An 11928-nucleotide genomic window follows, 5' to 3' on the forward strand; every position below is an offset into this window, starting at 1 on the left:
CGGAGCCCTCCCCCGCGTTTCGTCGCGCCCTCCTCCGGGCGGGCCGCCGGACTCGTCGAGAAGCCCGGCGGCGCGGTCTGCGGTCCCTTTGGCGGCCTCAGGCGGCCTTCGCCCGGCCGGACTTGTAGATATCGTAGGCCCGGTCGACGCTTTCGCCGTCATGGACCACGGCCCGCACGGCGGCGATCATCGCCAGCGGGCAATCGGACTGGAAGATGTTGCGGCCCATGTCGACGCCGGCGGCGCCCTGGTCGACGGCGCGCCAGGCCATTTCGAGCGCGTCGCGTTCCGGCAGCTTCTTGCCGCCGGCGATGACGATCGGCACCGGGCAGCCGGCCACCACCTTCTCGAAGCCGCTGTCGATATAGTAGGACTTGACGATATGCGCGCCGAGCTCGGCGCAGATGCGGGTGGCGAGGCCGAAATAGCGGGCGTCGCGCGCCATGTCCTTGCCGACGCCGGTCACCGCCATGGTCGGGATGCCGTAGCGGTTGCCGGTGTCGATCAGCTTGACGAGGTTGGCGAGCGACTGGTGCTCGTATTCGGCGCCGACGTAGACATTGGTGGTGATCGCCGAGGCGTTGAGGCGGATGGCGTCCTCGATGTCGACGGCGACCAGCTCGCGCGACAGCTCGGTGAGCACGCTCATGCCGCCCGAACAGCGCAGCACCACCGGCTTGCGGCTGTCGGCCGGCATGGTCTGGCGGAGACCGCCGCGCGTGCACATCAACACGTCGGTATAGGGAACGAGCGGGCGGATGGTGAGGTCGAGCCGCTCGAGACCGGTGGCCGGCCCCTGGAAGTAGCCGTGGTCGAAAGCCAGCATGACGGTGCGGCCGCTCCTGGCCTGGAAGATGCGGGCGAGACGATCCTGCATGCCCCAGTCGAGCGAGACGGAACCGCGCACGGGAAACGCCTTCGCCTCCACCGGCTGGTCCAATCCGAAATCCTTGCCTTCCTTCACGTCGTCCAAATCGGCCATGGGATCCTCCAGGAGTTGGCGGGGGTCTGCAATCAGCAGTACCAGCCGTTCAAATGAACGCCGCCTTATCAATTGCACGCTGAATTATTCGCCGGACAACCCCTATCGTCAACCCGCATTCTGCACATAAGTGACATCGCAGCCCAAAAGAATCGACGCGCACATTCGTGGCATTATGGCGATGCGCATTTAAGCCATTGATTTTGCTGATCAGCCCTGCCATTGATCTGATGCATCCTACGACTTAATGATGATCAGGGACTTCATCACTTGCGCTTATGTGCGCATCGTGATCATATGATCGACGAAAAGGCCGCACAGACGCGATGGCCGCATCGCCCGTGCAAATGTCGTGAAGGTGAGTGACGTGAACGAAGCCTATGACGAACTGGCATTCGAGCCGCACGAGGAAGAGCTGCTCAGCCGCGTTGCCTGGCATTATTATCATGACGGCCTGACCCAGAGCGAAATCGGCGATCGGCTGAACCTCTCCCGCATCAAGGTGTCGCGCATGCTCGAGCGCGGCCGGCGGATGGGCCTCATCCACGTCCACATCAATTCCAGCTACGGCGGCTGCTTCGCCCTCGAAGCCAGATTGCAGGAAATCTACGGCCTCGACGAGGCGCGCGTCATTCCCGCCCAGGAGACCGGCAATATCAACGACCGCCTGGCCGAGGCGGCCAGCCAATACCTGATGGGCCGCCTCAAGGACCAGGAAATGCTGGCGGTCGGCTGGGGCGCCACGGTGATGGGCACGCTGCAGCGGCTGGCGCGCACGCTCTCCTATCGCGACATCTCCCTGGTCAGCCTGACCGGCGGCGTGTCGGCCTATATCGAGGGCGTCGCCTCCGGCCGGTCGTCGCAGAACGTCCACCTGATCCCGGCGCCGCTCGTCGTGTCGCAGGAGAGCATCGCCGAGGCGATCCGGGCCGAGCGGCACGTCGTCGAGGTGATGAGCATGGCGCGCACCGCCAACTACGCGCTGATCGGCATCGGCGCCGTCGCCGACGAGGCGACGCTGATCGCCTCCGGCTACGCCAGCCGCTCGCAGTTCGAGATCTTCCGCCGCCAGGGCGCGGTGGGCGACATCATCGGCATCTTCTACGACCAGAACGGCGTGCCGCTCGACCTTCCCTTCCACAAGATGCTGGTCGGCCTCGATTTCGAGGCGCTGTCGGCCATCCCGCAGGTGATCGCCGCCGCCGGCGGCCCCAAGAAGGTCGAGGCCATCCGCGCCGCCGCCCGCGGCGGCCGCATCGACGTGCTGATCACCGACGAGCCGACCGCCGAGGCCATCCTCGAGAAGGACCAAGCATGACCAGCCCCCACGTTCTCGCCATCGATGCCGGCACCGGCAGCGGCCGCGCCGTCATCTTCGACACCGCCGGCCGGCAGGTGGCCGTGGCGCAGGAGGAGTGGACGCATCTCAGCGATCCCCGCCATCCCGGCTCGATGGAATTCGACTGCGCCGCCAACTGGGCGCTGCTCTGCCGCTGCGTCCGCAAGGCGCTGTCCGACGCCGGCCTCCCCGCCTCGGCCATCCGCGCCGTCTCCGCCACCTCGATGCGCGAGGGCATCGTGCTGTGGGACCGCGACGGCCGCGAGCTCTGGGCCTGCGCCAACGTCGATTCGCGCGCCTCCGACGAAACCAAGGCGCTGAAGGCCGCCCAGCCGGGCTTCGAGCGCGACGCCTACGCCGTCACCGGCCAGACCTTCGCGCTCGGCGCCATCCCGCGCCTCAAGTGGATCGAGCGGCACCTGCCGGAGGTGCATGCCCGCACGGCGCGGATGTCGATGCTGTCCGACTGGATCGTCGCCCGCCTGTCGGGCGAGATCGCCTGCGATCCGTCGAACGGCGGCACGAGCGGCCTGCTCGCCCTCGACACCCGGACCTGGGACGCCGATATCGCCCGCCGCGCCGGCATCGACCCGGCGATCCTGCCGCCCGTCCACGAGACGGGCACCGCCATCGGCCGGGTGACGGCGACCGCGGCGGCCGATACCGGCCTTGCCGAGGGCGCGCCGGTGGTGGTCGGCGGCGGCGACGTGCAGCTCGGCGCGGTCGGCCTCGGCGTCGCCCGGGCCGGCGAGGCCGCCGTGCTCGGCGGCACCTTCTGGCAGCAAGTGGTCAACATGCCGCGGCCGACCGCCGATCCGGCCATGCGGGTGCGCGTCAATCCGCACGCCGTGCCCGGCCTCAGCCAGGCCGAGGGCATCGCCTTCATGGTCGGCATGACCACCCGCTGGTTCCGCGACGCCTTCTGCGACGAGGAAAGGCGCGTCGCCGCCGAACGCGGCATCGACGTCTACGCGCTGCTCGAGGAGAAATCGGCGGCGGTGGCGCCGGGCGCGGGCGGCATCCTGCCCATCTTCTCGGACGTGATGAATTGCGCCGCCTGGTATCACGCCGCGCCGTCGCTTTTGAACCTGTCGCTCGACGCCAACGTCTGCGGCAAGCCGCAGATCTTCCGCGCCATCCAGGAGAACGCGGCGATCGTCGCCGCCGAAAACCTGCGGCTCGCCGCCGACCTGGCCGGCGTGACGCTGACCGACCTCGTTTTCGCCGGCGGCGCCTCCAAGGGGGCGCTGTGGGGCCAGATCCTGTCCGACGTCACCGGACTGCCGGTCAAGGTGCCGGAGGTGACCGAGGCGACGGCCCTGGCGGCCGGTCTCGCCGCCTGGGTCGGCATCGGCGAATATGCGTCGCTGCCGGAAGCGGCGGACGCCGTCGTCCGCTGGCGTCGCCGCTATGAGCCGGACGCCGGCCGTCACGCCCTTTACGGCGAGGTGACCCACCGCTGGCGCGAGGCCTATGCCGCCCAGCGCGCCCTGGTCGACGCCGGCATCACCCGCTCGATGTGGAAGGCGCCGGGTCTCTGACGACTGCCGCGCCGGCATCCGGGCGCGGCGGGCGAGGCGCGAAGCCAAGGCCTCAGGTATCAGGAAGGACCGCCATCCGGACCGGGACAGCGGTGGAGGAACGATGTTCAAAACCCGAGAAGACGAGCACAGCTACCGCTTCGGCGACCACGGCCCCAAATATCTCCTGCGCGGCCCGCGCATCGATGTCGGCGTGGTGACGCTGCAGCCGGGCCAGCATTTCTCCACGCACAAGCACCAGCATGTCGAGGAGAACTTCCTGACGATCGCCGGCGAGGTGCACATGTATGTCGACGGGGAACTGCATGTGCTGGGCGTCGGCGATTTCCTGCGCTGCGAGCCCGGCGAAGGCCATCACGTGGTCAATCGAGGCGATACGCCGTGGAAGGCGGTGTTCGTCAAGGCGCCCTACGACCCCAAGGACAGCGTGCCGATCGCCTGGTCGCCCGAGGAATAGCCGGGGCTCGGTCGCCGTATCCGCCGCGGGCGGCGGCGCCAGGAACTTTCAGGCGGATAAGCGGTTTCCTTCGGACCCATCCGCAAGAAGGAGAGGTTCCATGCCCCGTGGAGACAAATCCGCCTATACCGACAAGCAAAAGCGCAAGGCCGAGCATATCGAGGAGAGCTACGAGTCGCGTGGCGTTTCCGAGGACGAAGCGGAGCGCCGCGCCTGGGCGACCGTCAACAAGGAAAGCGGCGGCGGCAACAAGTCCGGCTCCGGACGTGGCCGTCCCGACACCCACGTCTCGTCCGAGAAGGGCGGGCGGAAAGGCGGCGCCGCCGCAGCATCCCGGTCGAAGGAAGACCGCTCGGCGTCCGCCAAGAAGGCCGCGGCCTCGCGATCAAAGGAAGAGCGGTCGGCTTCCGCCAAGAAGGCGGCGGCAACGCGCAAGCGCAACCGGGAACAGGCCGCCTGACGTCGGCGCCCCGACGACCGGACGGCACGGAAGAAGCCGAGCGGCAGCGAGACTCGCCTCGAGCCGGCAATTTTTGATTTTTAAGACAACCCTCGCCACCGCTCGGCCCGGCACGACTTCCGAAAGAAGTGACCAACTAACCGGCCAAGCCTGATCCGACATCCGTAAATCCGTCGAGTTTCTCGCCGATCGACGCCAAAGCCTCCTTCAACGTCATGCCGGTCGCCATGCGCCGCTTGTCGGGCATCAGATCGAGACCTTTTTCAATCGCCGCTCGCCACCGCGATCCTCTATTCCAAGCTTCCACGAAAACTTCGGCAAGTTCATCCTGACGACGCGTGATCTTCAGCGCCTCGATAAGGAGGCTCGCCTGATAAACGTCCTTTTCGCGTTTCGAAATACCGCTTGCATCGGACTGGCGGCGCGAGGCGACAATCAGTTTGTGGACAGCATAGCGCTCCGGCGACGGCACTGTCACCGGTACACCCGACCGATGCAGCATCACCGTGCGTATGGGCTCATGGATCAGGAAATCCAGAAATCGCAGCGGCTGCGCCGATGCCCCACCGAGAGACGGCATCGGGCTCGCATGGTCGTCATAGTCATCCGATCCTCGGTTCGGTGTCAGGAATTCGACCTTGTATCTCGCGGCGTTCTCGAACTGCGTGGCGCGTGCAGGGTCGGACCGATGGGGAATGGCCCGAAAAGTCGAATCAACGCCTTTGAGAAGGTCGAGTATGGGGGGAAGACTGTCTTCAACGGATGACGATATGGAATGATGTTGGGCGAAATCGGCGTCGCCCGTCTGCAGCGAGGCGCCGGGCAATCTAACGCCGAGATAACCGGCATAGGTCTGGAATGCGACCGTTCCGACGAGAACGCCCCGCAGGCGAAAGATGCCTGCATTGGCCATCGCTTCCACGACATCGCCCGTGAAGCGATCGGGAGCAACCAGCCCGGCTTGCCTTGTCAGGGTGGATACCAGCTTGCGTCGCCCCCGCAGGTCTTCCTTGATCTCCTTGAAGGCCGCAACCCTGCTGGCAATCTCGGAATCGTTGGCCGGGCCGACATATTTCCGCGTCTTGTTCGGCTGGGTTTGCTCAAAATACCAGTAATCCCGATCCTTCACGGGCACTCGGACGAAGTTGCCCGTCGTCGGGAAATCGATCTCGAACGACGCATCGAGACTCCGCTGCGCCAGTTCGGCAAACATCGTTCGATACACAAGGTCGATTGTTTTCATCGACATCGGCCGTTATAAGATTTCCGCATATTTCTTATAACGCCCTCTCCACCAGCAAACAAGTTGGGTTATAAGAAAATCGCAAAAATCTTATAACTCACGACCGAGACTGGCGCCTCATGCTCTCGCCTCTTCCATAAGCGGAGACCGCCCGGAAGATTGCCAGGGCCTGGGTGGAAGCGAGGACGACCTGAGCCACGCGACAAGACGCGACACGAGAGCCGCAGCGAGCATTGAACAGGATGTTGGCTGGAGCGGGTGAAGGGAACATCATCGTGTTCCCAACTCGTTGATTGATAACGAGTTTTCCGCACTCGGCGAACCGAGATGGACATAATTATGGACTGAAAACCACGCTTGGTCAACGCGCGCTCCGAGCAAGTCCAGTGCGAGCCATGGACAGCCAGCAGTAGCCAATGTACCCGAGCGCTCAACGTCACGAGGCCGGTTCATCTCCCTTTGGCAGGAACTCCTCGCGGGCGCGCTGCAGAAACCGCTTCATGGGCTCAGAGGGTTCGGCGCTGCGGCGCAGCAGGTAGGTAGACAGCATGGGCGGCGTGCCGGCCAAGGGGCGAACGGTTATGTCGGGGCGGTTCAGGGTCTGCACCTGCGAGGCAATGGCGAAACCTAGGCCATAACCGGCACCGACCAGAGTCAGCATCACGCCTAGGCTCGTCACCTGATCTACCAGCTTGAGCGGCTTGGACGCACCTTGAAGCACCGCCTGGATCTGGTGGTGGCAGCCCGATCCCGCGTCCGGATGGCACAGTACCAACGGAAACTTCAAGGCTTCATCCAATGGCACTTCCGCGTGCGCCAACAAGGGGTGGCGCACGGGCACGATCACCGACAGAGGATCGGTCCACACGGGCTCGGCGACAAGGCCTTCGCTCACCGCGTCCGACAGCGCAAAGCCGATGTCCAGCAGATCGTTGTGCAGGCCCTTGAGCTGCTGCGCGAAAGGCAGCTCGAAGACGCGAATCTCCAGTTCGGGCTCTTCCTCGCGGCTGCGCGCCAGCAAGGTGGCAATGTGGGGCTGCGCCAAGCTGTCGCAGATGGCGATGCGCAGATAACCCTGATAGCCCTGCGCCGCCGCCTTTGCGGCACTCACCGCCTGCTCCACGGTGGCCAGCACACGCCGGCACTCACCGAGGAACACTTGACCGGCCCAGGTCAGTCGCGTCTGGTGCGCGCTGCGGTCGAACAACTGCACGCCGAGCGTGGCTTCGAGATTGCGCATTGCGCGCGACACAGGCGATTGTTCTACGCCAAGGCGCTCGGCCGCTCGCGCGAAATGCAGTTCTTCCGCGACCGCAACGAAATAGCGCAGTAGTCTGAGTTCCAATGCGGCCTCCTGTTTGCCTCGTTCCTGGCCTGCGTCCACCTCATGCGGATTGCGCCTCGCTTTCTCCTTCGATGATTGGCAAGAGGTTCCGGCGTTGCATGCTTGCCTATTCGGATAGGCAGATCGCATCCGAAAATTACGGAGGTTGAGGCGGAACGCTACCTGGCCGAAGACCTGAGAACCTCAATCACCGCGACGCTGCACTACCGCCTGATCCACAGGTTCAGTTCAATCAATTCCCGGGTTGCAGCTCCACACGCACCTCGCGCGATTTGCCGGCCCGTTCCACTGACAAGACCACCACATCGCCGACCTTCCTGTCGTCTAGCCGCGCGAGCAGCTTGGCCACATCGTCCGTCGCCTTGCCATCAACATCGATGATGCGGTCGCCCGGCACGATGCCTTGCGGCGTGACTTCGACACCCGCGAGGCCGGCCTTGTGCGCTGCCGAACCAGGGGTAACACGCAACACGAACACGCCCTTGCTTCCGGTCAGTGCAAGCAGACGCTGATTGAGCTGTTCGTCCACCTCAATGCCCAGCGCCGGACGGATGTACTTACCGGTCTTGATGAGTTGCGGGACTACGCGCATGACGGTGTCCACCGGCACGGCGAAACCAATCCCGGCCGAGGCGCCGGAGGGGCTATAGATCGCCGTGTTGATGCCGATGAGCCTTCCTGCCGAATCGAGCAGCGGCCCACCGGAGTTGCCAGGGTTGATGGCGGCGTCGGTCTGGATCAGGTGATCGATGGCCGGGCCGCCCGCTTCTCCGGGTAACGAGCGGTCGAGCGCGGAGACGATGCCGGTGGTGAGCGTCCAGTCCAGGCCGAAGGGGTTGCCGATAGCGAACACCTTCTGACCCACCTTGAGGTCGGCACTGGTGCCGACCGGCACGGCCGGCGGGCGCTTGAAACCGACGCCAATCTTGAGCACGGCGATGTCGTGCGCTGGGCTCGTCCCCACCAGCGCGGCCTGGTAGTCGCGGCCATCGGCGAGTTTGACCGTGGCTTCAGAAGCACCCTGGATGACGTGGAAGTTGGTGACGACGTGGCCGGCATCGTCCCAGATAAAGCCCGAACCGGTGCCGCGCGGCATGGAAAAGACATTGCGAGTCCAGACGTCGCGCACCAGCTGCGCGGTGGTGATGTAGACCACCGAAGCGCGCGATTCTTCGAACAGTTCGATGGTGGCTTTCTCGTCCGCCGCCAGATCGCCACGCGCCGTCACGGTGCGATCTGCCGCCTCGCGCGGACTGAACCAGGCCTCGATGGCGGGCAGGAACTGCCACAGCAGCATGAGCGTGGCAATACAGGCGGTGATGAAGAGCCAGCGCCGGATGAAGGGGTCCGGTGCGGGGCGTGGGTACGGGTCGGGGTAGGCCATGAGAAGTCTCCTGTTGATAGGCAATCAGCGCCACAGCCCGCTCGGGTGCCAGCGCGGCGGGCGCGGCGTCACAGCGGATTCCGGCAAGAAATGGGGCGCGTGGAATGGCAACGCTGATGCTGGCCCAGGCGCCAACGTCAGCAGGCGTGCGATACGCTCTTGCGTTGCCGGATGCGTGCGCAAGCAGGAGGGCTCGGGATTGCCCCATCCCGGCCACAGCCAGGCACGCCAGGAGCGGCTGACCCGCTCGATTTTCGCCAGCGCGGACGCCAGCCCCTGCGGGTCGCCCGTCAGTTCCGCCGCGAGGCGGTCAGCGTCGAACTCACGCACGCGAGACAAGCCGAGCTGTGCGAGCAGGGCCAGCTGGGGCGATGCGGCCAATAACAATAGACCAGGCCAATAGACCTCCGCCGCGCCAACCAGCAGCGCGGGCAGGTTGAGCAGGATCGCGATTTGTCCCATGAGGGCCAGCAGGCTCGTGAGGCGACTGACGGAATCCGCCAGCCTCATGACGCGCAGATCCTCATTGGTGATGTGCGCGATCTCGTGCGCGAGCACACCCGCCAGCTCGCGTGGGCTCAGGCTGCGCAGCAGGCCATCGGTGAGGGCGATCGATGCCTCCTGCTTCGATCCGGTGGCGAAGGCGTTGACGACGGCACTGGGCACATAGTGCGGCACCGGCGTGGCGGGCAAACCGGCACGGGCGGGCAGCTCGCGCAACAGGGCCCACATCTCGTGGGCTTCTTGCGGGTGCAAGGCCCGTACGCGGTACAGGCGCAAGCTCAGCGCCGACGCGGCTACCGGTTCCAGCAGCAACGCACCTGCAACGGCAAACAGCGCGAGCCACAGGCCGCCTTCCCCAAACGGCAGTCTCCCTGCTGCGGCTGCGATCCCGACCAGGGTCAGGACCAACAGCCCGGTCTGCAGGCGGTTGAGCCAGCGGTGTTGCAACAGCGCCGTGCGCGGATCACTGGGATGATGACGGGTCATGCTCAGAGGTCTCGGCGGCGCGGTCGCCGCGCTTGCGCAGCAGCCAGTAGGTCGCACCCAGAGCCAGCGTGGCGCCTGCCAGCGCGGCTATCTTGCGGGGCTCGCCTCGGGGTCAAGGATCACGAACTTGCGCGCCAGCGCGATCAGACCGATGAGGATCACGGTCTTGACCTGGATGATGCTGTCCCGACGCAGCGCCACGCGCACAATGGAATGCTTGAACTCCATCGCGATCAAGAGCGTCATGATCATGCCGAACACACTCTGGAATACCTTGTGATCCAGGGGATTGAAGGCATCGAGGACCAGCAGCGTGAAGACGATGGCGATGAGCTGGAACAGCGACACCACGATGATGACGGCAATTACCGCCGACAGAACGAGGGCGACGACCTGCTCGAAGCGCTCGTATAAACTCATGATGGCCCATTGGTCACGGAAGACCTGAAATGGATTGCGGCCTGTTGACTTCATGCAGATGGACTCCCTGCGACATTGCCGCTGTCGAGACGGCGGCGCATCGCACTGATGTTTCGTTCGACGAGCTTGGCCGACATGCCAAGCGACGACATCACTTGTTCCGCCAGCCCAAGGCCTGCGGCAAAGGATTGCTGGTACACACGCACGTTGGGCATGGCGCGAAATGCATCGGCCGCGGTCGTACTTCTGCATGACACCCACAAGGTCAGCGCCGGACGGCGCTCGGCAATCGCCTGGGCGATGCGCAGCACTTGCTGGGCATGGGCGAACGTGAGCACCACCAGACGCGCTTGCGCCAACCCGGCAGCCAGCAGGGTATCGGGCCGACTCGCATCGCCATGGAACACCGGCACGCCGGCGGCACGCTCGGCCTCTACCTTCTGCTCGTCTGCTTCCAGCAGCAGATGCGCCACGCCGGCGTGGCGAAGAATCTCACTGACGGTCAGGCCAAGCTCGCCCGCGCCGCAGATGATGACGTGGTCTCGAAATCGCGCTGTCTGCGCGGTGATCTCAACTTCTTCAGCCTGGGGTGGCTGAATGACGCCGCCGGTGCGGCTCAAGAACCGGGCAAGTACATCGTGATGGCGGATCAGCAGCGGTGCCAAGGCCATGCTGAGCACCAGCGCGACCAGCATGGGTTGTACGACGGTCGCGGGAATCAGATGCTGCTGCAAGACCATGCCCAACAACAGCAGGGCGAACTCGCCGCCATGCCCCAACGCTATGCCCGTGCGCCAGGCATCGAGGGCGGACAGGCGCGTCGCCCGCAAGGCCAGGGTGTTGAGCCCGATCTTGACCGGTACCAGCACTGCCAGCCACGCGAACACCGCCAGTGGTGCCGAAAGAATCTGCGCTCCGTCCAACTGCAGGCCGATGGTCACGAAGAACACCCCCGACAACACATCGCGAAACGGTTTGAGGTGGCTTTCCATGTGGTGACGGAAGTCGCTCTCGCCCAGCACCATGCCGGCCAAAAACGCACCCAGGGCGGCGGATACGCCGACCGCGTGTGCAGCAGCGGCGGCAGCCACCACCACGCACAAGGAAACCAGCACGAAGGATTCTTCGTGGCCCTGCCGCGCCACCCAGCCCAGCAGGCCATGCAACAGACGACGGGAGGCGAGGGCCGCTGCCGCGAACAACATCAGCACGCCCAACACTTCGAGCAGCACGCTCTCGATCTTCGGCGACTCGCCGCGCGCCCAGATCGCCAGCAGGGCCAGCAGGGGCACGCTGGCCAGGTCCTGAAAGACCAGCACGCCGATGGCGCTGCGGCCGTGGCGGGTGGTGAGCTCGCCTTGGTCGGCCAGCTGTCGGCTGACCAGCGCCGTGGACGACATGGCCGCCGCAGTGCTGAGCAACGCAGCGCGCTGAACTGGCTGTCCCAGCCACATCAACATCAAGGTCAGTGGCGTGGCGACAGCGATCATCTGCAAGCTGCCGGCCGCCAATACGGTTTTACGGGAAAGCCAGAAGTGCCCGAGGGAGAACTCCAGCCCAACCATGAACAGCAGCAGGGCCACGCCCAGCTCGGACAGAAAATCAAGCGCTTCTCCCGGCGCGACTACACCGCTGACCGACGGGCCCAGCAAGGCGCCGACGGCGAGGTAACCCAGCAAGGCGGGTACTCTGAACGCCGCCGTCGCCACATCCGCGAGGCTGCATGCCGCCAGCAGGATCAGGGTGGCGCCGAGCAAGTCCTGCATC

10 protein-coding genes and 1 pseudogene are annotated in these 11928 nt (G+C 65.2%); 4 read left to right on the forward strand and 7 right to left on the reverse strand.

The genetic code is table 11. The annotated features are described in order from the left end of the window. Positions 1-97: 97 nt before the first annotated feature. A complete protein-coding gene (lsrF, locus tag CJ014_RS07230; RefSeq protein WP_100079885.1) occupies positions 98-982 on the reverse strand; it encodes a 3-hydroxy-5-phosphonooxypentane-2,4-dione thiolase in 885 nt (294 codons plus the stop codon). A 367-nt stretch (positions 983-1349) separates the two neighbouring features. On the opposite strand from lsrF, the gene CJ014_RS07235 reads away from it, so the two are divergent. The 4 genes from CJ014_RS07235 to CJ014_RS07250 all read left to right on the forward strand — a co-directional run bounded on the left by CJ014_RS07235 (position 1350) and on the right by CJ014_RS07250 (position 4779). Continuing rightward, positions 1350-2300 (forward strand): sugar-binding domain-containing protein, encoded by a 951-nt coding sequence (locus tag CJ014_RS07235; protein ID WP_100079886.1) that lies wholly within the window; start codon positions 1350-1352, stop codon positions 2298-2300. Further along, on the forward strand, positions 2297-3862 hold the full coding sequence (gene lsrK, locus CJ014_RS07240) for an autoinducer-2 kinase (protein WP_100079887.1): 1566 nt from the start codon (positions 2297-2299) through the stop codon (positions 3860-3862). Before CJ014_RS07235 ends, lsrK begins: the two co-directional genes overlap by 4 nt. A 103-nt stretch (positions 3863-3965) precedes the next feature. Continuing rightward, positions 3966-4319: a cupin domain-containing protein gene (locus CJ014_RS07245; RefSeq protein WP_100079888.1), complete on the forward strand. Its 354-nt coding sequence runs from the start codon at positions 3966-3968 to the stop codon at positions 4317-4319. Between the two features lie 100 nt (positions 4320-4419). Further along, complete coding sequence (locus CJ014_RS07250; protein ID WP_100079889.1) at positions 4420-4779, forward strand: plasmid stabilization protein; 360 nt, start codon at positions 4420-4422, stop codon at positions 4777-4779. Positions 4780-4915: 136 nt separating this feature from the next. Here CJ014_RS07250 and CJ014_RS07255 read toward each other — a convergent pair whose 3' ends face one another. The 6 genes and pseudogenes from CJ014_RS07255 to kefB-GI form a co-directional block, all read right to left on the reverse strand. After that, the gene (locus tag CJ014_RS07255; RefSeq protein ID WP_165790785.1) at positions 4916-6022 is read right to left on the reverse strand and encodes a nucleotidyltransferase family protein; all 1107 of its coding nucleotides are present in this window, start codon (positions 6020-6022) and stop codon (positions 4916-4918) included. 436 nt (positions 6023-6458) lie between these two features. After that, positions 6459-7367: a LysR family transcriptional regulator gene (locus CJ014_RS07260; RefSeq protein ID WP_003141085.1), complete on the reverse strand. Its 909-nt coding sequence runs from the start codon at positions 7365-7367 to the stop codon at positions 6459-6461. Positions 7368-7599: 232 nt separating this feature from the next. Further along, a complete protein-coding gene (locus tag CJ014_RS07265; RefSeq protein WP_012761372.1) occupies positions 7600-8751 on the reverse strand; it encodes a S1C family serine protease in 1152 nt (383 codons plus the stop codon). 24 nt (positions 8752-8775) lie between these two features. Then, positions 8776-9741, reverse strand: coding sequence for a zinc metalloprotease HtpX (locus tag CJ014_RS07270; RefSeq protein ID WP_012761373.1), 966 nt, complete (start codon positions 9739-9741; stop codon positions 8776-8778). Then, positions 9719-10215, reverse strand: a pseudogene (gene psiE-GI, locus CJ014_RS07275) (heat resistance protein PsiE-GI). Before psiE-GI ends, CJ014_RS07270 begins: the two are co-directional and overlap by 23 nt. After that, positions 10212-11927: a heat resistance system K+/H+ antiporter KefB-GI gene (gene kefB-GI / locus CJ014_RS07280; RefSeq protein WP_012761375.1), complete on the reverse strand. Its 1716-nt coding sequence runs from the start codon at positions 11925-11927 to the stop codon at positions 10212-10214. The pseudogene psiE-GI and the gene kefB-GI overlap by 4 nt, the downstream one beginning before the upstream one ends. Position 11928 lies beyond the last annotated feature (1 nt).

Origin of the sequence: Pleomorphomonas carboxyditropha (genome assembly GCF_002770725.1) — a bacterium.
GTDB classification, from domain to species: domain Bacteria; phylum Pseudomonadota; class Alphaproteobacteria; order Rhizobiales; family Pleomorphomonadaceae; genus Pleomorphomonas; species Pleomorphomonas carboxyditropha.